A 22,635-nucleotide genomic window follows, 5' to 3' on the forward strand; every position below is an offset into this window, starting at 1 on the left:
GCCTCACCTCCTTGTTGCGTACATGGTACTCAGTAACCTACTCTGACTGCCACAACCGCGTACAACGTACTCAGTGGAGGGGTCATGACAGATCCGATCGTGGTCGCCGAAGGGCTGCACAAGTCCTTCGGCGGCACCCATGCCCTGCGGGGCCTGGACCTGAGCGTCCGGAAAGGGACGGTCTGCGGGGTGCTGGGGCCGAACGGTGCCGGCAAGACGACCGCGGTGCGCATCCTGGCGACCCTGTCCGATCCCGACGCCGGACACGCCCGCATCGCCGGATACGACGTCGTCCGCGACGCCGGCCAGGTGCGGGCCAGAATCGGGCTCGCCGGCCAGTACGCCGCCGTGGACGAGAAGCTCACCGGCCGCGGCAACCTGCGCATGTTCGGGCGGCTCTATCACCTGTCCCGGCCCGCGGCGCACCGGCGGGCCGATGAGCTGCTGGAGCGCTTCGGCCTGACGGACGCCGCCGACCGGCCGGTTCATGGCTACTCCGGCGGCATGCGGCGCCGCCTCGACCTGATCACCTGCCTCATCCTGCGCCCCGAGGTGCTCTTCCTGGACGAGCCGACCACCGGCCTGGACCCGCGCAGCCGCGGCAAGATCTGGGACAGCGTCCGCGAACTGGTGGCCGACGGCACCACCGTGCTGCTCACCACCCAGTATCTGGACGAGGCCGACCGGCTGGCCGACGACATCGCCGTCATCGACCACGGGAAAGTGATCGCCACCGGCACTCCGGACGAGCTGAAGGCCACGGTCGGGGACCGCCTCGACGTCGTCCTCGAAGATCCCGCTGCACTCGCGACGGCGGCGGCCGTCCTGAATGCCCTGGCCGGCGCCGAAGCCACGCCGACCGACGGCGACCGGCTCAGCGTCGCCGTGCCCGCCACCGGCCTCCGGCTCGCCGACATCGTGCGCGAGCTCGACGGCGCCGGGGTCGCCGCCGCCGACGTGAGCCTGCGCCGCCCCACCCTCGATGAGGTGTTCCTGCGCCTCACCGACCGCAAGGAGTCCGTCCGATGACCGCTCTCACCTCACCACTGGGCCGCCTGCGCTGGACGTTCGCCGACGGGCTGACCCTGGTCGGCCGCGAGCTGGGCCGGCTGCGGCAAGAACCTGGGCAGATTGTCGCCGCGCTGATCTTCCCGGCCGTCATGGTGGTGCTGTTCGGCTACGTCTTCGGCAGCGCCATCCAGGTGCCCGGCGGCGGCGACTACCGCGAGTACCTCATGCCCGGCCTGTTCGCTATGGTGACCTTCTCCGCGTGGCTGGGCGTCATGACGCGGGTGGCCGCCGACGCCTCCCGCGGTGTGATGGACCGGTTCCGCTCCATGCCGATGGCGCGCCTGGCGGTGCCGTTCGGGCAGACCGGCGCCGACCTGCTGACCGGCCTGCTGATGCTGGCCATCATGGGGGGAACGGGCCTGCTGGTGGGCTGGCAGCCGCACCGCGGCCTGATCCCCACGGCCCAGGCGTTCCTGCTGATGATCGTGCTGCGGTACGCGCTGAGCTGGGTGGGCGTCTATGTGGGCCTGGCAGTGAAGAATGACCAGGTCGCCGACGCGATGGTGCCGCTGGGCCTGCCGTTCACGATGCTGTCGAACGCGTTCGTCCCGACCGACGGCATGCCGGGCTGGCTGCGTTTCCTGGCCGATTGGAACCCGGTCAGCGCGCTCACCGCCGCCTCACGGGAACTGTTCGGCAACCCGGGGGCCCCATCCGGGGATGTGGCCTGGCCACTCGCCCATCCGGTGACCACCGTCCTGCTCTGGTCGGCCGCACTGCTGGTGATCTTCGTCCCGCTGTCGCTGCGCGCCTACACCCGCAGAGGCCGCTGACCGCTCCAGGCATCCGTGAACCGCATGTTCTCCGCCGAATAGCTCTCCCCCGAAAGGCATCATAATGACGCAAAACGCTCACGAAGACGGCACCACCACCGCTACCTCTCCCGCCCGACCGCTGATCATCGGCGGCTCGATCGCCGCAGCGGTCGCCGGCGCGGCAACCGCGGCCGTCGCCGCCGCGGGTCAGTTCGCCGGGATCAGCCTCGTTATCGGCGGCATGCCGATAACGGTGCTCGGGTTCGCGGTGCTGACCGTTGTCTTCTCCGTGGTGGGGCTGGTGCTGGCGCTGGTGCTGGCTCGCACGGTTCGCCGTCCGCGCACGGTATTTGTCCGTGCCACGGTGGTGCTTACCGTGTTTTCGCTGGTACCGGATGTGCTCATGGACGCGTCCGTAACCACGAAGGTGCTGTTGATGCTGGCGCACGTGATCGCCGCCGCGATCGTGGTCCCGGCCATCGCCCGCCGCCTGTCGGTGGGTGAGCGGCAGGCGAATGAAAAGTCGCGGTAGCGGGTTGGGCGGAAGCGGCTTGGTTTGACGTTCCGTTCAGGACTCATCTGGGCCAAGAACGACGCCGTGAGCCCTCGAGTGGGGCTGATCTTGTTCTCAGAAATGAGGAGTTCTGACAGACCCCGCCACCCGAGCGGTCGTGTCGGGTTTGTCCCCGGGCGTCGTTCTCATAACCTCTCCCAAAACCGCGTTCTCACAACACAGGTCGCGGTAGGTTTTGAGACATGAGTGATCTTGCCGACCCGGCCGCTGCGGTCGAGGCGTTCGACTGTCCCATGTGCCAGGCACCGGCGGGCAGCGCCTGCCGGACCCGGGGCGGGAAGGTCGCGCCGAAGTACCACACGCCGCGCTTCATGCTGGTGCCGCAGCTTCGGACCGAGCTGGAGGTGCGCACGCCCGCCGATCGCGGTCCGGGGCGGGCCTGGGTGACAGGCCCGGCGCGCGAGGCGGCCGTCGCCGATGCCGGGGCCAGGCCGACCCGGGTCGGCTACGCCCGGTGCTCCACCGAACAGCAGGAGTTGCAGAGCCAGCTGGACGCCCTGGCGGCAGCGGGTTGCGAGCCGATCTTCTCGGAGAAGATCAGCACTCGGATCAAGGTGCGGCCGGAATTCACCAAGGCGCTGGATTTCGCGCGCACGATCAAGTCGGCGGTCCCGCACCAGCGGGTGATCTTCACGGTGCACGAGATGAAGCGCCTGGGGCGCGGCGCGGCCGAACTGCTCACTATCGCCGAGGAACTGCGCCGGGCCGACATCCAGTTGGAGTTGCTGACCGGTCCGCTGCAGGGGGTGTACGACCCGAGCGGCCACGGGGCCGCGCTGTTCGCGTTCTTCGCCGGGATGGCCGAGTCCGAACGCGAGTACATCCGGGAGAAGTCGATGGAGGGCCAGGCCTCGGCGCGCGAGCGTGGCCGCCACGGCGGCCGTCCCAAGGTATTCGACGACGACATGGCGGCCTACGCCCGCAGCCTGCGCGCCCGGGGCGTGTCGGTGCCGGAGATCGCGGCCAAGCTGGTCATCCCCGCGGGCAAGAACAAGGGCCGGCACCCGTCACTGGCCAGCGTCTATCGGGTGCTGGCCGAGGACGCCGGTCCGGCCTCGGCGCCTGACCGCCCTGGCCACGCTGGGGCTCAAGCGCCCTCGTGAGCACCTTCATGGAAGGGACGCAAGCCCCCGGCCACATCAGCGCGGGAGAAGGCGTAGCGGCCTAGGAAGTTGATGTGCTCGTACTGGATCGGCGACAACCGCGCGCACATCTCGTCGGTGACCGGGAACCCCTGCTCGCGCAGGTGTTTGACGGCAGCGTCCAGATACAGGCTGTTCCACCAAATGACCGCGTTCAACGCCAGACCCAGACTGCCCAGCTGGTCCTCCAGGCCCTCGCGGTAGCGCTGACGCAGCTGGCCCCGGTTGCCGAAGGCGATCTTCCGCGCCAGGCGGTGGCGGGCCTCCTGCACGTTCAACTGGGTGCCGATCATCCGCCGATAGCCTTCGTCGGCGATGAACTGCAGTAGATGCAGCGTCTTGGAGATCCGGCCGTAGTGCGCGAACGCCTCGCCCAGGCCGGTGGTGCGGCCATCGGCCGACAACATCCGGATCAGGTCGTAAGCGCGCACCGTCCCCATCGTCAGCGAGCCAGCCACCCGCAGCATGTCGCCCCAGTGCGCGCGGATCTTGTCCAACCGGACAGTGTGACGGGACATGTGCTCCAGCGGCCCGTAGACCGCGCGGGTGTTGGTGCGCCACAGCCGAGTGTCGGCCAGGTCGGCAATACGCGGGGAGAACTGGTAGCCGCAGATCGCGAACAGTCCCGAGACGATGTCGGAATAGCTGGCGGTGTCAGTGACCACCGTCTCCGGCTTCGGGCCGCCGTCGAGGTTGTGGATGGCGTCCAAAATGAACAGCGAGTCGCGCAGCGTCCCGGGCACCACCAGCCCACCGATGCCCATCACCTGGTCGTTGACCACATTCAGCCACGTCGCGCCGCGCTGGCGGCCCCAGTAGACGGGATTGTGGCCGGTGTGCAGGTTCTGCACCGGCACCACGAAGCGCAGCCCATCGGCCGAGGCGATGTGCCCGCCACCCCAGCACCGGACGATGTCGAGTTCGGCCTGGGCGGCAATCAAGCGGGCGTTGGCCGCCGCGATCGTCTCGCCGCGCAGGTAGCCCTGATCCACCTGCAGCAGCCGGGCCCGGGTCAGGGCGGGCACGTTCGGCTTCTCGATCGGCACCAGGCCCACGTTGCACGCCTCGGCCACGATCAGCGCGGCCAGGCTGACCCCGAAATCCTCCATTGAAGGGTCGGCTCCGGAGATGTGGGTGAAGTCGCCCGGCAGGCCGGTGCGGTCGAACACCTCCAGCAACAGCTCGGGAAAGTCCAGCCGGGGCAGCATGCCGTCGATCAGGCTCCGCAGCTCCTTCATCAAGGGCGGCTCTTCGACCGCGCCGAGCTTCTCCAATTGCAGCCGGCCGCCGACGAACTGCACCGCGGTGTTGGCGCCCAAGCCGTCCAGCACCCTGGCATAAGCGCCCTCCAGCGCACTGGCGAGTTCGGCCAGATGCCCGGCCGGTTCGACCTCCAGCTCCAGCGAGGTGAGGACGTGCGGCCGCGCCTGCTGCCACGCGTCCCCGTCCAGCAGCCGGGCCCGCGGGTCGCTCCAGCGCTCGGACCCTTCGGCGAACACATCGCGCCGGCGCAGCGCGTGGTGCAGGTGCATGACCGCGCACAGCACGAACGCGGCCTTGTCGATCTGCCCTTCCGGCACATCCGGGTTGCGGTAGACCAGCGGCCGCCACGATCCGCTGATCAGCGCCTCATGCGCGGCGATACCGCCCGGCGCGTAGCGGCGGCGGCTCTTGGCCATCGCCGCGGCGGTGCGCACCATCGCCAGCACCGCGCTGCCGGCCTCGACCGCGCGGAAACGGATCACCTCCAGCAGCAGCTCGATGAAGCCCTGCACGGTGCGGTAGCGCTTGACCAGCTCGGCCCGCCATTCGGCGGCCGCGTCATCGTCAGTCGTAGGCACGAACGCCGCGACCGTCTCCACCGCCGAGGCCAGCTTCTCCCGCGGCACCACCTCCTCGATCGCCTTCCACACCTCCACCAGCGACACCAGCCGATCCTCGGCCGCCTCCGGCGCCGACATCAGCACCTCCACCGCCGAGGCCATCGTGCGCGCCGCCTTGCGCAACTTCGGGAAGGTGCGCAGCTGCTCGGCCTTGCCCGCCCGCTCCGCCCGGGCCAGCAGATTGGAGGTGATCAGCAGATCCAGCACGTCCAGGGCGTCATCAACCGACGAGGTCTCCAGGCGCCGCACGGTGGCCAGCAACGTGGCCGCCTGCCGATCGCCTTCCAGATCCCGCAATGTCGGCGCCTTGGAGGCCAACCCGTAGCGGGCCAGCGCCGACAGCTTCACCGCCGGCACCGGCTCCACCCGCACCGCCCCGGCGCCCAAACCGCCGATCTCGGCCACCCGATGCAGCTCCGCCACCATCACCCGGCCCGAGGCTCGCGTCGGCGCGGTACGTAGCCGCTCCAGCTCCGACACTCGCCGATCGGCGGGCACCTGCAGCAGCTCGGCCAGCCTCGCCCGCAGCTCCGGGCCGGCGCGCTCGGCCAGCGTGCGATACAACCGGGCGTGCTCGGCCCGGCGCACCTCACTGATCAGCCGGGTCAGCGTCGTGATCCCCGCGGGCAGCAGAATGCCCTCGCGCAGCATGTGCACCACGGCACGGTCGAACAACGCCCGCGGCCCTTCGACCGTCGACCAGACCCGGGCGGCCAGGTAGTCGCGGACCTCCTGCTCGCGTTTGGAGAACTCCCACAGCTCCAGCAGATCCCGGATCTCCCAGGCGTGCTCGTAGGCGGTCTTCGGCCGGGTCAGATACTCCGGCGCACACGCCGGGTCGATGCCGAGTTGCTCGGCGACGAACTCCAACACGTCCCTTGGCACGTTGAGCGGGTCTTCGGCCAGGAAGGTGCCGAGCATCCGCACGGTGCCCCACTGCACCGCCCACCCAAGCTTCGTCGTCGGACGGCGCTTACTCGCCAGCGCCTGCAGCGCCTTGGCTTCCAGCCGGAAGAACTGCTCGAGCTCGGCCACCGACACCTCGGGCCGGAACCGGCGATAGCGGGCTACTTGCTCATCTGAGAGGAAATCCACAGGCATGAGCAGGCACGTTAGGGCGCTCAACCAGGGCAAACAGGCGTCGTCACCGAATCGTCGTCAAGATCGACTCTGTAGCGCCAAAATCCGGTCCGATCCTCCCCGAAGGCCTACTGGAGCGGCTCGTGCGGGATGTGCGCAAGGAGGAGCTGGACGCGATCAACGTCGTGCTGGCCGAGCGGACGCCGGTGGAGCTGCGGCGCGAACTGCTGGAGACCCTGGAGGTCCCCGACGGCAGGAGGGTCGCAACGGCCTGGCCCGCCGCGTCTTCTTCGGCAACCTCGGCCAGCTGCGCCAGGGTTGTGCGAAGGGCATGGAAGACCAGCTGGGTGCGCTCGGTCTGGGTCTGAACGCGATCATCTATTGGAACAGTCTCTACATTGACGCCGCCGTGAAAGCTCTGCAGGCGGACGGGAACCTGGTGATCGGCCCGGAGATCCGGGCACGGCTGTCCCCCTTGATCTGGGAGCACATCACCTTCCACGGCAGCTACCCGTTCACCTGGCCGGAGATGCCGGGGAACCTGCGGCCGCTGCGCGATGCCACGGCCGAAGACGACGAACAGGACTGACCACGATCGGGTCCGGCGCCCTCACGCAACCGGTGGCGCTGCTGGGCTGCCCGTTCAGCGGTTGTCGTTGTTGTCGCGGACCTCGTTCTTGTCCGCGGCTGATTGGGCCCGGCGGTCGAAGTGGTCTTCGGCGTGTCGCTGTCGGGGTTCTTGGCCCGAAGCGGACTGAATCCGGGCGGCAGCGTTTCCCTCGCAGGTTCCAGGCATGTTTCCCGGCCGCTATATGTTCATATAGTCTGCTATATGATCGTATAGCATCACGAGAAATGAGGTGCCCACGGTGGGTGAGCAGGCGGCGGAGGCGGTTGACATGACGGCGCGTGCGCGGATGCGTGAGGCGGCGATGCGGTTGTTCGCCGAGAAGGGCTACGCGGCCACGTCGGTGACCGACATCGCGAAGGCGGCCAGGGTCTCCGGAGGCCTGATCAGGCATCACTTCGGCTCGAAGGCGGGGTTGCGCCAGGCCTGCGACCAGGCAGTGGTCGCGGAGTTGGCCCAGATCAAGGAGCAGAACCTCGCCCGGATGGCGAAGGGCCTGGAGCCGATTCTGGATCGGCGCCGCGCCGAGCTCGGTCGCTACCTGGGACGGTCAGTGCTGGACGGGTCAGAGTTCGGGGCACAGACGTTCCGCAATGGCGTGGACCTGCTCGAGCAGTATTTCCGCGCCAACCCGGTGACCGGTGTGCAGGACGTGCGCGGGTTCGCGGCCGCGGTACACGCGTTCACCATCGGCACGGAAGCGATGTACGAGGTGATCGCGGCCGCTCTCGACGCCGACCCCGACGACCCGGCGACGTTGTACCGCGTCCACCACGTGGCCGCACAGGTCTATTCCAGCCCGATAACCGTGCCCGGCATCGCGGAGGTGCGGCCAGGCGTACCAGCCGACCAGGAAGGCACCGTGGCATGAGCGGCCATGTCCTTGACTTCGACGGTATCAACGACACGGCGCTGCCACTGGTGGGCGGCAAGGGCGCGAACCTCGGCGAGTTGTCCAGGATCGAGGGGATCGAGGTCCCAGGCGGCTTCTGTGTCACAACCGAGGCATACCGAGCGGCGACCGCCCGGATCGAGGGTCTGGCCGAGTCGCTGGCCCAGCTGGGCCAGCTCGAGGTTGACGATCGTGCCGCGCTCAACGCTCTCGCCGCGCGCATCCGGGCTCTGATCGACAGCGCCCCGATCCCAGAAGACATCCAAGCGGCGGTCACGACTCGGCTCGCCGAGCGCGGGGAGTGTGTACCGTACGCGGTCCGCTCCAGCGCCACGGCCGAGGACCTGCCCCACGCATCGTTCGCCGGGCAGCAGGAAACCTATCTGAACGTCGTGGGCACGGACGCGGTCCTGCGCCACATCAGCCGGTGCTGGGCGTCGTTGTTCACCGAACGCGCGGTGGTCTACCGCATGCAGAACGGCTTCGACCACCAGAAGGTGTACCTGTCTGTCGTCGTACAGGAAATGGTGTTCCCCGAGGCGTCGGGCATCATGTTCACCGCGGATCCGGTCAACTCCGACCGCACGACGGTGTCGATCGAGGCCGGCTTCGGCTTGGGGGAGGCACTCGTGTCGGGCCTGGTCGACGCCGATCTGTACAAGGTCCGGTCCGGTGAGATCACCAGCAGGAAGATCTCGACCAAGCAGGTCGCGATCTACGCCCGTCCCGAGGGCGGCACCCGCCAGGTGCAGCTCGGCACCGAGCAGCAGCACACCCAGACCCTGACCGACCAGCAGATCCTGCGACTGGAGCAGACCGGCCGCGCCATTGAAACGCACTTCGGTCGGCCACAGGACATCGAGTGGTGTCTCGCCGGCGGAAAGGTCTACGTCCTGCAGTCGCGTGCGATCACGACGCTGTTCCCGATTCCGCAGTCGGACGACAGCAAAAAGGACGGCAAGAACCACGTCTACATGTCGATGAGCCACCAACAGCAGATGACCGACGTGATGCGGCCTTTGGGCATCTCGATGTTCCAGATGGGGTTTCGCAAGCTCGCCAGCCAGCCAACCGTGGGAGCCGGTGGCCGGATCTACATGGACGTGTCGCGTGACCTATCCTCCTCGTACGCGGCCAAGATCTTCGTCTACAGAGGGCTGGGGTCCGCGGACCTGCTGATCCAGAAGGCACTGGCGAGTGTCCTGGAGCGCAAGGACTATGTGCGGACGTTGCCTCGTGGCATGTCGTTCGGCATCACCGGGGGCTCGCTCGGTCAGATCCTGTCCGGGCTGCTGCAGGCCCTGTCGGTCTACCGTCGCAACGATCCCGGCCTGGTCGACCAGGTGATCGAGGCCAACACCAAGGAAGCCGCCAAGGTCGCGAAGGCGATCACCGGCAGGACCGGCGCCGACCTGTTCGACTTCATCGTGCGTGACATGGACGTCCAGTACCGCCAGGTCGTGCTGGACAACTACGGCATCGGTTTCGTCATGCTGTACGCACAGCACTGGCTGAACAAGACCGTGAAGAACATGCCCGGCGAGGAGAACGCCACAGACGTCCTGGCCCAGTCGCTGTCCAACAACGTGACCGCACAGATGGGACTCGAACTGCTCGACGTCGCCGACGTCGTCCGCAGGCATCCCGCCGTCCTGGCCTACTTGGAACACGCCGACGACAAGACGTTCTTCGACGATCTCGCCGCGATCGACGGCGGTGTCGACGCGGCTGCCGCGATCCACGACTACCTCGACAGGTACGGCATGCGCTGCCCAGGCGAGATCGACATCACCAGAACCCGCTGGGCCGAACAACCCACCATGCTGGTCCCGCTCATCCTCAACAACATCAACAACTTCCCGCCCGCCTCCCACGCCCGCCTCTTCCAGGAGAAACTCCAGCAAGCCGACGCTACGGCCGAGCGGATCATCCGCCGGCTCGAACACTCGACAGGCCGGCGCAAGGCCAAGCGGGCCCGCAAGATGATCAGTCTCTACCGCAACTTCATCGGCTTCCGCGAGTACCCCAAGTACGCCCTCATGCAACGGCACCTGATCTACAAGCACGCCTTGAGACGCGAAGCCGTGCGTCTGGCCGGCCTGGGTGTCATCCGCGACCCCGGCGACGCCGACTACCTCAGCTTCGAGGAGTTCCGGCAGGCCGCCCACACTCACCGAGCCGACCAGGCCCTGATCGACCAGCGCCGGCGCGACGACGCCCTCTTCCAGCGGCTGACCCCGCCCCGCGTCATCACCTCGGCCGGCGAGGTCGTCACCGGTAGCTACGACACCGGTGACCTGCCTGACGGCGCCCTGATCGGCGTACCCGTCTGCTCGGGCGTCGTCGAGGGCCGCGCTCGCGTCATCCACGACCTGCAGGCGGCACGGACCGAAGCGGGCGACATCCTCGTCACCGCGTTCACCGACCCGAGCTGGACCCCGCTCTTCGTGACCATCGCCGGCCTGGTATCCGAGGTCGGCGGCATGATGACCCACGGCGCCATCGTGGCCCGCGAGTACGGGCTGCCCGCCGTCGTCAGCGTCGAGAACGCCACCCGGCTGATCCGTGACGGCCAACGCATCCGGGTCAACGGCACTGCCGGCTACGTCGAACTCCTCGACTGAACGGACACCCGACCGACGTGACCAGATCCTACTTCGAACTGCTGATCCTGCTGCTCAACCTCGCCAGCGCCGACGCACTCGCCGTGATCGCCGGAGTCCTCCACAAGGCCATGCTGACCCTCGACGAGCGCGCATTCCGGAACTTCCTCAAGCCGCTCCACAAAGGCGCGCAACGCTCGCCCTACCTGATCATCACCGCCACGCTGCACGTCGTCCTGTTCATCCCGTACTTCATCATCTACGGCTTCGACAACCTCTGGTTCACCGCCGGAGCGATCGTCGCCGTCGCCGCATCGACGTTCATCAGCAAACCAGTCATCCTGCCGACCTACCAGATGATCTACGACAAGCTCGACCCCGACGACACAGCCGCGATCCGCGCGTGGCGCGACATCCTCGGCAGACGAAACAAGTTCCGCGCCGCCATCCAGTTCGTCTCCGTCGCCCTGATGACCATCGGCCTCTACGGCATCAGCTAGCCGCCGATCCCCGGCCGGCGGTGCTGGCCTACGTTGGTGGCCATGACGCGAGCGGTGAGGCGATCTTGACGAACTGGTTCACCCGGACCTGCGGCTGCTGGTCGAGCGTGGAACAGATCGCGCTCAGCCACGAGCAGGTGCTCCAGTACGGATTGCCCGGCGGCGCCGGGTAAGGCGGGCGATCCGCGCTGGCCCGCGTTCGCCGCCCGCCATAGCCTGGACCCCGCAGGCGGCGGCTCCGCACCGGAACGCGCCAGCGCCCGCAGGAACCGCTCCTCATCGCGCCGTTGCCTGGCTATGAGGTTGGTCGCGATGCCGTACAGCCATGGCCTGGCCAGCGGCTGCGCGTGGTCGTAGGAGGCGCGGCAGCGGAAGGCGGTCAGGAACGTCTCCGCCACGATGTCGTCGGCGGCCTGCACGCCCAGCCTCCGCGCGACATAGCGGTGGATCTGCTCGACATACCGGTCGAACACGCCGGCGAACTGCTCCGGGTCGTCGAGTGACCGGCGGATGAGCTCGGCGTCATCCGCCTCGACCATCTCCTCCGGTGGGGTTCGTGTCATGCCTGCTGTTTCCCGATGGGACGAATCGAGTTCTTGATGGCCACGAGCCCGGTGCGTGAACTCGTCCAGGACCTGCGGGCAACAACGGACCAGCCAATCTTTCCGTGCCCGAGAGGCCCACGATGACCTTACGCAATGCGCTCATGGCCGCCCTGCTGGCGGGAGCGGCCGCGGCAACCCCCACGCCCTCATCCGCCGCGCCCGCCGGCACCGGCACGTCGAACAGTGTGACGTTGATCACCGGCGACCGGGTGATGGTCGCCGGCAACGGCTTCCGCGTCGTTCCCGGCCCCGGCCGGCAGGTGGACTTCACCAGCCAGAGGCGCCAAGGGCATCTGTACGTGATTCCGTCCGACGCCCGGACGCTGGTGGCCGGAGGCATGCTCGACCGGCGGCTGTTCGACGTCACCCAGCTGCTGGCCTGGCGCTATGACGATGCCCGCAGATCCGACATACCGCTGATCGCCCAGTCGGCGCAGATGCCCGCGGCCGCCCGCCAGGCCCGGCAACTGGCCGGCGCCGGCATGACCACGCTGCGCGTGCCGAAGGAGAGCGCGGGCCAGGCGTGGAAGGACCTGACCAGCGGCGCCCGCGCCCTGGGCACGGGGAACACGAAACTCTGGCTGGACGGCCGCCGCTCCTTCGACCTCGATCAGAGCGTCAAGCAGATCGGAGCGACCACGGCCTGGGAGCTCGGCCTGACCGGCAAGGGCGTCACCGTAGCCGTACTCGACTCCGGCTACGACCCCGACCACCCAGATCTGAAGGGAGCGGTGGCCTACGAACGCAACTTCAGCGAGGATCCTGACATCCGCGACACCCTCGGCCATGGCACCCACATCGCCTCGACCGTCGCCGGAGCCGGGCAGAAATACCGGGGCGTCGCGCCCGACGCCAAGCTGGCCATCGGCAAGGTCGGCGGCGAGGACGGCATCGCCGACTCCGCTGTGCTGGCGGGCATGGAATGGGCCGCCCTCGAAGTCAAGGCCAAGATCGTCAACATGAGTCTCGGCGGGCCCGACACGCTGGAGCTCGACCCCCTGGAAGAGGCCGTCAATTCCCTGTCGGAGCGGACGGGTACGCTGTTCGTCGTCTCCGCCGGCAACAGCGGCCGGCCCGGCACGATATCGAGCCCCGGCAGCGCCGACGCCGCTCTCACCGTCGGCGCGGTCGACAGGTCGGACCGGATCGCCGACTTCTCCAGCCGGGGACCGCGGCAGGGCGATCACGCGATCAAGCCGGACATCACCGCGCCGGGCGTGGACATCGTCGCCGCGGCACCCGGCGGCGCCTACCAGACGCTCAGCGGCACCTCGATGGCCGCGCCACATGTGACGGGAGCCGCCGCGATCCTGGCCCAGAAGCACCCCGAATGGACCGGCCAGCAGCTCAAGGCGGCGCTCATCGGCAGCGCCGCGCCCTCGGCCGGTGCGACGCCGTACCAGCAAGGCACCGGCCGGGTGGACGTGGCCCGCGCCGTCGACCAGCAGATAGTGGCCCTACCGGGCGATCTGTGGGCCACCTTCCCCTGGAACGGCCAGGGCGAGCGGGTGGCCACCAGGACCCTCACCTACGCCAACACCGCGGACACCCCGGCCACTGTCGACCTGGCCGCCGATGGGGAGATGCTGAAGCTGTCCACCAAGCGACTGGAGGTGCCCGCGAACGGCGAGGCGTCGCTCACCCTCACCGTCGATGCCCGCCAGAAAGCGCCGGGCGACTACCCCGGCGTCGTCACCGCCAGGTCCGGCCAGAGCGTGATCCGCACGTCGGCCGGCGCGTACGTCGAGCCGGAGTCGTACAACCTCACCGTGAGCGTCGTCGGCAGGGACGGCAACCCAGCCCAGCCGTACGTCGAGCTGTACGACCCGAAGACCGGCGCCGTCCACGAACTCGCCTTCCAGGACGGCATCGGCAAGGCCCGCCTGCCCGTGGGCGAGTGGAATCTGTATGCCGACTTCAGCGAGCGGGCGTACGGCAAGACCGTGGCCCACACCGCGGTGCGCATCGCCGACCGCGACCAGCAGGTGGTCGTGGACGCACGCAAGGGCAATCCGGCACGGGTCACACTGGACGATCCGAGCGCGGCCCCCGCACGCGGCCACTCGCTGAGCCTGTCACACGGCGCCTGGGGCATCGCGAGCTGGTCGAGCGAGGATCCCAACACCAGGCTCTTCATCGTCCCCGCACGCCAGGAGGGCCTGCGCTACCTGCTGCGGACCATCTGGTTCAGCAAGGACGCCGTGCCGAGCCCGTACCTGTACGACCTCGCCGACCACCGCGCCGGCGGGCTACCCGAAGATCCCACCTACGCGGCCAGGCAGAAGGACCTGGCCGCGGTGAGCGCGACCTTCCGCGCGTCCGCCACAGCAGCCACCGGCCTGCCCCTCAGCGGCCCGCGCTTCCGCGACGACTGGCCGGTGTCCCTGGCCTCGCCGCCGCAGGACCTGGACCTGCCCGGTACGCTCACCTACTACCGCACGCCCGGCCTGACCTGGGACAGCATGCTCGAGCTCGGCACGTACACCCTCGCCGACGACGGCCAGGCCATGAAGCCCGGACAGCACACCCGGCAAACCTGGAACGCCGCGGTGACCGGTCCCGCGACAGCCGGGATCCGCGGCAGCCGTACCGGGGATACGCTGACCTTCTCCACCGTCGGGCTGTTCACTGACCCCGCCCCTGGCAGGGTCGGAGCGGACGCGGCGGCCACCGGTACCGCCACCCTCAGCCGGAACGGGCACGTGCTCGCCGAGGTGCCCCTCGCCGGCTGCGCGCTCGACCGGTGGGAAAGCTGCCGTCTCCAAGCCGCGCTGCCGGCGGAATCGAGCCTCTACACGTTGCGGGCGTCCATGCGCAGGCAAGTGCCCGGCTCCGCGCTGTCCACGGCGGTGGAAAGCGTGTGGACCTTCCGGTCAGCGCGTACAGAGACCGAGCGGCCGCTACCGCTGATGGCGGTGCGCTACGCGCCCCGCGGACTCGACGACCTCAACCGCGCCACGCCCGGCTCACTGACCGAACTGCCCATCAAGGTCGAGGGCGTTCCCTCCACGCTCAAGCTGGAGCTCTCCTCCGACGACGGCACGAGCTGGCGTACCATCCCGGCCCAGCGCACCGCCACGGGATGGACCGCCACGATACCCAACCCGCGCACGCCCGGATTCGCCTCGCTGAGGGCTACTGCCCACGGCACGTCCGGCACCACCCTGACCCAGACGATCATCCGAGCCTACGCCGTCGGCCCGGCCTCACATCTCACACCTGGCTCGTCCGCAGCAAGACCCCTCGCTTGAACATACTGGGGCGAAAACGACCCTGGCGAGGGCGGACCAGATCTTTCTCCGGATCATTTTCGACGTGGAGAAGCAGCGGATCGGTAGGGGCGGCGCGTTCATAGATCATGGACAGTGAAATCCTGCGGCTGGCGGAGCCGGCACCGAAGGTGTCCGCTCCGCCAGCCGCAGCCCTGATGCTGACCTGGTCGCCTCCTATCGCCTGCATCGGCTCGGTCTTGTGCGGTTCGCGGTGCTGCTCGTCGGCGATCGTTGTCGCAGCGGATCGACAAACGCTGTCAGGTGTCGGCCGGCAGAACCACAGGGGCGTACATCGTCGCAGGTCAGGCAAGTCCGTTGGAAATTTCCCCAGGACTACAGCGAGGCCCACGGCGGCGATCGAGGGGATGGAGGCCGACACCGAGGCCGCGCTGCGCCGGACCCGCCGCCTGTTCGTCAACCGCGACAACCTGCACGCCGCGATCCGCACGGTGGTCAACAAGACACTGGAGGTACGCGACGTCTCGCTGTGGGGGCCCGGCACGACGTGCGCGTCGGACTCGCGCAAGTTCGGTTCCTGGTCGGCGAACTTCATGACCGAGTGGCACCAGCGCTACGGCGGCGCCGGGATCATGGTGTATTGGCACGTGGAGCGCAAAAATGTCTGCATCTACAGCCAAGTACGGTCGACGACGGACTCCGAGGTGGCCTCGATGATCGAGGGCCTGCTGCGTCATCTGACCAGCGCGGAGATCGATCGCCAGTACACCGATACCCACGGAGCTTCGATCGTTGGCTTTGCGTTCTCGCACTTGCTGGACTTCAAACTGCTGCCCCGGCTGAAGAACATCGGCTCGGCCCGCCTGTACCGGCCGGGCCTGACCGAGGGCGAGGCCTGGCCGCAGCTGGAGGGCGTCCTGTCGGGCAAGACCATCGACTGGGAATTGATCGCCAACCAGTACGACCAGATGATCAAGTACGCGACGGCGCTACGGCTCGGCACCGCCGAGGCCCACCAGATGCTGCGCCGCTTCACCCGCGGCGGCCCCAAGCACCCCACCTACCGCGCCATCGAGGAACTCGGCCGGGCCAACAAGGACATCTTCTACGGCAGGCCGGTGATCTGACCGGCGACGACCGTGAGCACGTCGAGGTCTCCGCGCTGACCACCGATGCCCTCTGGAAGGCCGTCACCGGCAAACCCGGCACGGGCTGAGTCGAGTCGGTGACGATTGTCGACCGAAGCCAGGCCGCACCCAAAGATCGCAAAGTGACCGACGCTGCGGCGCGTCGCGAACGTCGGCCCAAAGCTGCGCCGAAACCGCCCACCGACGCCCAACTGAAGTACCTCACCACCCTGGTCGGCAAGGTAGGGCGCGAGCGATTCGATACCGCGTTCAACACCGTGGTCCAAGGCACCGGGATCGCGCCGCGCGGAACTGACGAGAAGACCGGTCAGGCACTGCGGCGTTTGACCAAAGCCGCTGCGCGCAAACTGATCACCGCCCTGGTAGGGCCCTGACCCTTCGCCCTCGCGACACCCCGGCTTTCCGCGTACTTCGTCGGCGGGCAGCACTCCCGCCCGCGACAACGAACCCACCATGCCGTTTGCTCCAGTCCGGGTCAGCCGCGCGGCGCGTACAGCCTTCCCTGAGATGACCAGTCTCGCGACCACGCAAAGTGACAACGGCTACCTAGCATTACTTTGCGGCTGGTGGCGCGGACCCGAGCGGGGGCCCCTAAGCCACGACAGAAGCGACAGCGACGCTCAGCTCACCCGTGCTGACCTGGGGAAAGTCCTTAGCGTTGTTCTCTGAGGAAATAGTCCCCGTACCCCTCTACGTGCGACCCCGCAGAGCGCGCATCTCGCGGTCGGGCTGGCGGCGATCGCGGCAGGCAAACACGTGCTCATCGAGAAGCCGATCACCGTCACCGCGGCGGAGGCGCGCACCCTCGCGGAGGCGGCGCGGGCTGCCGACGTGCTGGTGATGGAGGCGATGTGGAGCCGGTACCTGCCGCAGACCTCGGTGATCCGCAAGCTCCTCGCCGACGGAGTGCTCGACGTGCGGGCGGTGCTGGCCGACCACGGGCAGGCGATCACCGCGGATCCGCAGCACCGGCTCTACCGACCCGAGCAAGGTGGCGGGCGTTGCTGGATCTGGGCGTCTACCCGGTGCAGCTCTCCTCCATGGTCCTCGGCGCTCCCACGGGGGTCGTCGCGGTCGGCGCGATGACGGACACCGGGGTGGACACGTACTCGACGCTCGTGCTCACTCACGAGCAGGGTGCGCTGTCGACGCTGTACTCGTCCATCCAGGCCCGCACTACGATGACGGGAGTGATCGCCGGGACCGCGGCGACGGTCAGCATCGACGGCGCCTTCTACGCGCCGACCTCGTTCACCCTGTCCGGTGCCGACCACTTCTCGCCGACGCTGCGGTGGAGCGACCCGACCGGGCTGCGCGGCTTCGACGGGCTCTCGTGGGAGGCGACCGCCCTGACCCGGTTCGTCGGCGAGGGCCGCCCGTGCACCCGCTGGAGGAGACCGTCTCGATCATCGCCACCATCGACCAGGCCCGCGCCCAGCTCGCCGGGTCCTGAAACCATCCGCGACCCGAGGGAGAGCCCGCCCATGACGAATCTGATCACCGAGCTCGAGCAGCAGGAACAGGAGTTGGCTTTCGACGCGTTCGACCATGCCGACGCCTGGCGGCTCGGCTCCCGCATCACCGCGATCACGCAGGAAGCCGGGCACAAGGTCGGCATCGACATCCGCCGGCCCGGCCTGATCCTGTTCCGCGCCGCGCTGCCGAGCATCACCCCTGACCAGGACGTGTGGATCGACCGCAAGGCCGCGGTGGTGCTGCGCATGGAGAACAGCAGCGCCCTGGTCGACGCCCGCCTGTCCGCTGCCGGCGTGAACCCGGCGGCGATCGGATGGCTGGGCCCGGACTACGCGGTCACCGGCGGATCGTTCCCCATCCACGTCCGCGGGGTCGTCGCCGCCGCGACCGCGTCCGGCCTGTCCTCGATGGAGGACCATGACCTCATCGTCGCCGGGATCCGGGCTCACCTCGCGGAGGAGGCCGGCAAGTGAGTGACGAGAAGATCCCGCAGCGGGTGCTGCGGCCTGGCCAGTCCGCGCGCATCCGCGTCTGGGACCGCGCGACCCGCACCGTGCGTACCGTGTTCGAGTCCCGCGACCGGCTCTACGAGGCGCCGAACTGGACGACGGACGGGCAGCTCCTCGTCAACGGCGACGGCAAGCTCTGGCTCCTGCCCGTCGATGGCCCTGCCGACGGCCCTGCCGGCAGTCGCGTCGACCCTCCCGCCCCGCCACGTCAGATCCATGCGACGGGCCTGCCCGACGTCAACAACGACCACGTGCTCGCCCCCGATGGCGCCACGATGTTCGCATCCGCGAACGACTGGCACATCTGGGAGGTCCCCCTCGCCGGTGGGGCGGCCCGCCGCGTGACGGTCGAGGACGGCGGGATGCACTTCCTGCACGGCGTCAGCCCCGACGGGCAGCGCCTCGGCTACGTGCGCCTGCAACCGGAAGGCGACAACTGGTGGGCCTCGGCCACCATCCACACCGTCGGGCTGGACGGGCAGGACGACGTCGCGGTCACCACCGACCCGGGCCCGGCGGACGGGTGCGAGTGGACGCCCGACGGTGAGTGGATCGTGTTCAACACCGAACAGTTCTCCACCGCCCCAGGACACGCGCAACTGGCCCGGGTACGGCCGGACGGGACCGGGCTGGAGCAGCTCACCTTCGACGAGCGGGTGAACTGGTTCCCGCACGTCGCGCCCACCGGCGATGTCGCCGTGTACCTCAGCTACCCGCCCGGCACGACCGGCCACCCCGCAGACCTCCCCGTCGAGCTGCGGCTCGTCTCAGTCGACGCCTGGCAGGAGCCGACGACGCTGGTGGCGCTGCGCGGCGGGCAGGGCACGATCAACGTCCCCAGCTGGGCGCCCGACGGGTCGGCGTTCGCGTTCGTGGACTACCCCACAGACTCCCGGAACGACTGACCGGCAAGGAGAACCCTGTGAGCACCACCCTGAAGCATCGAACCGCGATCAACCCCCTGCCGTGGATCCTCGGCGACGGCGGCTACCGCCTCGACCGCGGCATCCTTCAGGAGGCGATGACCGCCCTCTCCCAGGTCGGCTTCACCCATCTCACCATCGAACTGCCTGCGGACATGACCCCTGCGGAGTACGGGGCGCTGCTGTCGGAGCATTCCCTCGCCGCCGCGCCGGGGTACTTCTCCGCGCCGTTCCACGACCGGCAACGGCATGCCCAGGCCGTCGGGGACATCAAGCGGCACGCGCACGCGCACCTGCAGCTCGGTGTCGACACCGCCTTCATCGCCACCGACCTGATCCCTGACCGCATCGCGCACCCCGCCGTCGGGTTCGCCCCGGACGCCGACCGCACGCTCGTGATCGCCGATGGGCTCGCGGCGGCCGCGGCGGCCACCGCCGAGGGTGTCCGGTAAGGGCTGCACCCGCACGTCGGCTCCACCGTGGAGGTCGAGGCAGAGGTGCGGGCCGTGCTGGACGCCACCGCGGGCAGCGCGCTGTGGTTCGGCCCGAACACCGGCCATCTGCGCTGGGCCGGCGCCGTCCCCGAGAAGGTCATCGCCGACTACGCCGACCGGGTCCTGAACGATCGACATGTTCGACGATGACGGCTTCGTCCTGCTCTTCGACGGGAGCACGCTGAAGGGCTGGCATGCGGTGCCGCGCGTGTACGGGAGCCTCTACCCGGGCGGACCGCACGTGCACGAGGTCCTGGCCGAGCGCGGTATCGATCCTCCGCACGAGCCGGAGAAGCACCCTGCCGTATGGACGGTCGAGGACGGCGCGATCGTCGGACGGCAGGACGAACCCGGCAGCGGCTACGGCGGCTACCTCGTCAGCGACCGCGCGTTCGGCGACTTCGAGCTCTCCCTCGAAGCCCAACCCGACTGGCCCGCCGACACGGGCATCATGATCCGGCGCCGGCCGGACACCTGGGAAGGCTTCCAGGTCCTGCTCGACCACCGGGAGTCCGGCGGCATCGGCGGGTTCTTCGGCAACGGCCTGGCCGGCTTCTCCGCCGTCCCCTTCGCCATCCGCTCCCTGCGTGACGCGAACGGAGAGGTCATCGGGCTCCAGGCGGACGATCCCGCCACCAGCACGGAGCCCGTCACACCCGACAAGATCGGCAGGCTGGGCCACGCGGCCGACGTCGAGGACTTCCTGAACGTGTGGCGATGGGGTGACTGGAACGAGCTGCGTATCCGGGCCGTCGGCGCCCTACCCGTGATCACCACCTGGGTCAACGGGCTCAAGATCGCCGAGCTGGACACGGCCACCCTCGAGTCACCCCACTACGACCCCGAAGCGGTGCTCGCCACTCTCGGCGGCAGCGGCCACCTCGCGTTCGAGGTGCACGACAACGACGCCGTGTTCGGCGAGGCCCGCTGGGGACACGGCGCGGCGTGCAGATGACGAAACATCCGGATCAAGGAGCTTGGCTCGCAGCCTTGCGCACCCCGGCGTGGAGGTTCGCGTCCTTCACCCTTGGGAGGGCTCGTCGAGCAGCGCGCGGGCGGTCGCGACGTCGGTGATCAGCACGTTGACCCAGCCGCCGCTGATCGCCGCGCGGATGGCCGCGTGCTTGCGCTCGCCGCCGGCGATGCCGATGCGGCGCGGGATCCCGCGCAGGACTTCCGGGTCGATGCCGACGACGCGGCTGTTCAGGTCGCTGTGGATCAGCTCGCCGGTGGCGTTGAAGTACCGCTGGCAGACATCGCCGACCGCGTGGGCGGCGATGAGCTGGTCCTGGTCGGCGGGGGCGATGGCGTTGCCGCTGTCGCGCAGCAGCGGCGAGGGCTGCACGCTGCCGATGCCGACCAGTGCCATCGTGAGGCTCTGCCACTCCTCGGTGACCGACTGCATGGCCGTGTCCGTGACCAGGCTGCGGCGGGTCTCGGCGGTGCTGACCAGGCCGGGAGCCTGAACGTAGATCGGTTCCGCGCCGACCAGCTCGGCGAGATGGCTCAGCAGCCGGTTGGCCTTGGCCTGGACGGCGCCTTCGCCGACACCGCCGGCGAGCTGGACGACGCGCTCGGCGCCGGCCACGCGGAGCGGGTGCAGCCGCTCGGCGACCGACAGGAGGGTCTGGCTCCACGGCGAGATGCCGATGCGCTCCCCGCCGGCCAGGGTCGACTCGAGGTAGGCCGCTCCGGCGGAGCCGATGCCGGCGATGATCCCTGACTCGTCACCGTCGACGTCGACGACGACGGCCTCCCGCAAGCCGTACCGGCTCTCCAGGCCCTGCTCCAGAGCCAGGTGCACGCCCTGGGAGACGACGACCACCGTCCGCACGATACCGATCTCGCCGGCCCGCTTCAGCAGCCGGGACACCTTCGTCTGGGAGATGTGCAGGGCGTCGGCGATGTCGGCCTGGCGGATGCCCTGTTCGTGGTACATGTGCGCGACCTTGGTGATCAGTCGCACCCGCCCGTCGGAGGCGGACCGGCCGGCGCCGCTCGCATGCAGAGCCATCAGGATCCGTCCCCTTCGTCGTCGCGGAGTTGTATCGCCCAACATTGTCCATCCGTAGGGCCACTCGTCGCGCACGCAGAGCCCAGGCCCCGTCGAGAGCCGGCGGTTCTCACAGGGGAAGGTTGCTCGGAGTTATTGACAGACATGCTCGGATCAGCCAATCTACGGACACGGAATATTATGCGCTACCGCATAATTATGCAATGCCTGGAGACCGCGATGCGCCAACGCAGAGTGATCATCAACACCGACGCCAAGAACGAAGCTGATGACCAGTTCGCCATCGTGCACGGGTTGTTGTCGCCCACTCTCGACGTGAGGGGACTGATCCCGGCTCACTTCGGCACCCGGCGATCGCAGCGCAGCATGGAGGAGTCCCGCGAGGAGATCGACCTCCTGCTCGACCTGCTCCACCTGACCGGCTCCGTCACTGTGGCCAACGGCGCGGCGACCGCCCTGCCGGACGAGGTCACCCCGGTGGACTCGCCCGGCGCGCGGCTGATCATCGAGGAATCGCGGCTCGCGACCGAGGATGACCCGCTCTATGTGGCCTTTCTCGGTCCGCTGACCGACATGGCCTCGGCGATCCTGCTGGACCCCGAGCTGGTGCGGCGCCCGGTGGTGGTGATCTGGATCGGTGGCTCCGGCTACCGCGGCTACGACGAGGGCGTGCGGATCGAGTTCAACCTCTCCAACGACATCCACGCCGCCAACGTGGTGTTCGGCTCCGGTGTCACCGTGTGGCAGGTGCCGCGCGACGTCTACACCAAGGTGTCGGTGAGCTACGCCGAGCTGGAGGAGGAGATCGGTGACGCCGGGCCACTCGGCCGGTACCTCATCAAGCAACTGCACGAGTGGAACGCCACCTACCACCCCGCGCCGATCGAGTCCCGCTCCCTGGGGGATTCGCCGGCCATCGCGCTGATGCTCTTCCCTGGGAGCGGGAACCTTCGGGTGAGGCCCGCTTCCCGCTTCGGCGCCGACGGCTCGCACCTGCCCGGCTCGAACCACCCGATCAGGGTCGTCGAGGAGATCGACGTGCGCTTCCTGCTGGCGGACATGTTCGCCAAGATCCGAGCGTTCGGGCGCAAGCACCCTTAGTGAACTG

At 68.8% G+C, this 22,635-nt stretch carries 21 protein-coding genes and 1 pseudogene; 19 read left to right on the forward strand and 3 right to left on the reverse strand.

What is annotated here, in order from left to right; genetic code table 11:
- The first annotated feature begins 84 nt into the window (after nucleotides 1–84).
- The 4 genes from HD596_RS43050 to HD596_RS43065 all read left to right on the forward strand — a co-directional run bounded on the left by HD596_RS43050 (nucleotide 85) and on the right by HD596_RS43065 (nucleotide 3,503).
- Nucleotides 85–1,029, forward strand: a complete 945-nt coding sequence (locus tag HD596_RS43050; protein ID WP_185075159.1) for an ATP-binding cassette domain-containing protein — start codon at nucleotides 85–87, stop codon at nucleotides 1,027–1,029.
- Nucleotides 1,026–1,844: an ABC transporter permease gene (locus tag HD596_RS43055; protein ID WP_185075160.1), complete on the forward strand. Its 819-nt coding sequence runs from the start codon at nucleotides 1,026–1,028 to the stop codon at nucleotides 1,842–1,844. The genes HD596_RS43050 and HD596_RS43055 overlap by 4 nt, the downstream gene beginning before the upstream one ends.
- A gap of 64 nt (nucleotides 1,845–1,908) precedes the next feature.
- On the forward strand, nucleotides 1,909–2,358 hold the full coding sequence (locus HD596_RS43060) for a DUF6069 family protein (protein WP_185075161.1): 450 nt from the start codon (nucleotides 1,909–1,911) through the stop codon (nucleotides 2,356–2,358).
- A gap of 224 nt (nucleotides 2,359–2,582) precedes the next feature.
- Complete coding sequence (locus tag HD596_RS43065; RefSeq protein WP_185075162.1) at nucleotides 2,583–3,503, forward strand: recombinase family protein; 921 nt, start codon at nucleotides 2,583–2,585, stop codon at nucleotides 3,501–3,503.
- Here the strand turns inward: HD596_RS43065 and HD596_RS43070 are convergent.
- A complete protein-coding gene (locus HD596_RS43070; RefSeq protein ID WP_185075163.1) occupies nucleotides 3,488–6,526 on the reverse strand; it encodes a Tn3 family transposase in 3,039 nt (1,012 codons plus the stop codon). The two genes, HD596_RS43065 and HD596_RS43070, sit on opposite strands and share 16 nt — an antisense overlap.
- Before the next feature lie 122 nt (nucleotides 6,527–6,648).
- On the opposite strand from HD596_RS43070, the gene HD596_RS65210 reads away from it, so the two are divergent.
- The 5 genes from HD596_RS65210 (at nucleotide 6,649) to HD596_RS43090 (ending at nucleotide 11,128) form a co-directional block, all read left to right on the forward strand.
- Nucleotides 6,649–6,873 (forward strand): hypothetical protein, encoded by a 225-nt coding sequence (locus tag HD596_RS65210; protein WP_313047717.1) that lies wholly within the window; start codon nucleotides 6,649–6,651, stop codon nucleotides 6,871–6,873.
- On the forward strand, nucleotides 6,813–7,094 hold the full coding sequence (locus tag HD596_RS65215; RefSeq protein WP_313047650.1) for a Tn3 family transposase: 282 nt from the start codon (nucleotides 6,813–6,815) through the stop codon (nucleotides 7,092–7,094). The genes HD596_RS65210 and HD596_RS65215 overlap by 61 nt, the downstream gene beginning before the upstream one ends.
- Nucleotides 7,095–7,374: 280 nt before the next feature.
- Nucleotides 7,375–8,004 carry a TetR/AcrR family transcriptional regulator gene (locus HD596_RS43080; RefSeq protein ID WP_185075165.1) on the forward strand — a complete coding sequence of 210 codons (630 nt, stop codon included), beginning with the start codon at nucleotides 7,375–7,377 and terminating at the stop codon, nucleotides 8,002–8,004.
- Complete coding sequence (gene rph / locus HD596_RS43085; RefSeq protein ID WP_185075166.1) at nucleotides 8,001–10,649, forward strand: rifamycin-inactivating phosphotransferase; 2,649 nt, start codon at nucleotides 8,001–8,003, stop codon at nucleotides 10,647–10,649. Before HD596_RS43080 ends, rph begins: the two co-directional genes overlap by 4 nt.
- 17 nt (nucleotides 10,650–10,666) lie before the next feature.
- Nucleotides 10,667–11,128 carry a hypothetical protein gene (locus HD596_RS43090; protein ID WP_185075167.1) on the forward strand — a complete coding sequence of 154 codons (462 nt, stop codon included), beginning with the start codon at nucleotides 10,667–10,669 and terminating at the stop codon, nucleotides 11,126–11,128.
- Here the strand turns inward: HD596_RS43090 and HD596_RS60805 are convergent.
- Nucleotides 11,125–11,691 (reverse strand): RNA polymerase sigma factor, encoded by a 567-nt coding sequence (locus HD596_RS60805; protein WP_221519808.1) that lies wholly within the window; start codon nucleotides 11,689–11,691, stop codon nucleotides 11,125–11,127. The genes HD596_RS43090 and HD596_RS60805 overlap by 4 nt on opposite strands.
- A 122-nt stretch (nucleotides 11,692–11,813) precedes the next feature.
- Here HD596_RS60805 and HD596_RS43100 point away from each other — a divergent pair, with 122 nt between their 5' ends.
- The 9 genes and pseudogenes from HD596_RS43100 (at nucleotide 11,814) to HD596_RS43135 (ending at nucleotide 20,468) form a co-directional block, all read left to right on the forward strand.
- Nucleotides 11,814–14,984 carry a S8 family serine peptidase gene (locus HD596_RS43100; protein WP_185075168.1) on the forward strand — a complete coding sequence of 1,057 codons (3,171 nt, stop codon included), beginning with the start codon at nucleotides 11,814–11,816 and terminating at the stop codon, nucleotides 14,982–14,984.
- A 386-nt stretch (nucleotides 14,985–15,370) separates the two neighbouring features.
- The gene (locus tag HD596_RS43105) at nucleotides 15,371–16,090 is read left to right on the forward strand and encodes a Tn3 family transposase (protein WP_221519809.1); all 720 of its coding nucleotides are present in this window, start codon (nucleotides 15,371–15,373) and stop codon (nucleotides 16,088–16,090) included.
- Between the two features lie 98 nt (nucleotides 16,091–16,188).
- Nucleotides 16,189–16,485 (forward strand): hypothetical protein, encoded by a 297-nt coding sequence (locus tag HD596_RS60810; protein ID WP_221519810.1) that lies wholly within the window; start codon nucleotides 16,189–16,191, stop codon nucleotides 16,483–16,485.
- 334 nt (nucleotides 16,486–16,819) lie between these two features.
- A pseudogene (locus HD596_RS60815) lies at nucleotides 16,820–17,197 on the forward strand (Gfo/Idh/MocA family protein); the annotation flags it as partial.
- Nucleotides 17,113–18,060, forward strand: coding sequence for a heme-binding protein (locus HD596_RS60820; RefSeq protein WP_221519811.1), 948 nt, complete (start codon nucleotides 17,113–17,115; stop codon nucleotides 18,058–18,060). The pseudogene HD596_RS60815 and the gene HD596_RS60820, both read left to right, overlap by 85 nt.
- Nucleotides 18,057–19,001, forward strand: coding sequence for a TolB family protein (locus HD596_RS43125; protein ID WP_185075170.1), 945 nt, complete (start codon nucleotides 18,057–18,059; stop codon nucleotides 18,999–19,001). The genes HD596_RS60820 and HD596_RS43125 overlap by 4 nt, the downstream gene beginning before the upstream one ends.
- 17 nt (nucleotides 19,002–19,018) lie before the next feature.
- Nucleotides 19,019–19,471, forward strand: a complete 453-nt coding sequence (locus HD596_RS43130) for a hypothetical protein (protein WP_221519812.1) — start codon at nucleotides 19,019–19,021, stop codon at nucleotides 19,469–19,471.
- Nucleotides 19,472–19,498: 27 nt separating this feature from the next.
- Nucleotides 19,499–19,663, forward strand: coding sequence for a hypothetical protein (locus tag HD596_RS60825; RefSeq protein ID WP_221519813.1), 165 nt, complete (start codon nucleotides 19,499–19,501; stop codon nucleotides 19,661–19,663).
- The gene (locus tag HD596_RS43135; protein WP_185075171.1) at nucleotides 19,650–20,468 is read left to right on the forward strand and encodes a 3-keto-disaccharide hydrolase; all 819 of its coding nucleotides are present in this window, start codon (nucleotides 19,650–19,652) and stop codon (nucleotides 20,466–20,468) included. Before HD596_RS60825 ends, HD596_RS43135 begins: the two co-directional genes overlap by 14 nt.
- Nucleotides 20,469–20,534: 66 nt before the next feature.
- Here HD596_RS43135 and HD596_RS43140 read toward each other — a convergent pair whose 3' ends face one another.
- Nucleotides 20,535–21,527 carry a sugar-binding transcriptional regulator gene (locus HD596_RS43140; protein WP_185075172.1) on the reverse strand — a complete coding sequence of 331 codons (993 nt, stop codon included), beginning with the start codon at nucleotides 21,525–21,527 and terminating at the stop codon, nucleotides 20,535–20,537.
- Nucleotides 21,528–21,746: 219 nt separating this feature from the next.
- On the opposite strand from HD596_RS43140, the gene HD596_RS43145 reads away from it, so the two are divergent.
- The gene (locus HD596_RS43145) at nucleotides 21,747–22,628 is read left to right on the forward strand and encodes a nucleoside hydrolase (RefSeq protein WP_221519814.1); all 882 of its coding nucleotides are present in this window, start codon (nucleotides 21,747–21,749) and stop codon (nucleotides 22,626–22,628) included.
- Nucleotides 22,629–22,635: the final 7 nt, after the last annotated feature.

This window comes from Nonomuraea jabiensis (assembly GCF_014204795.1).
GTDB lineage: Bacteria > Actinomycetota > Actinomycetes > Streptosporangiales > Streptosporangiaceae > Nonomuraea > Nonomuraea jabiensis.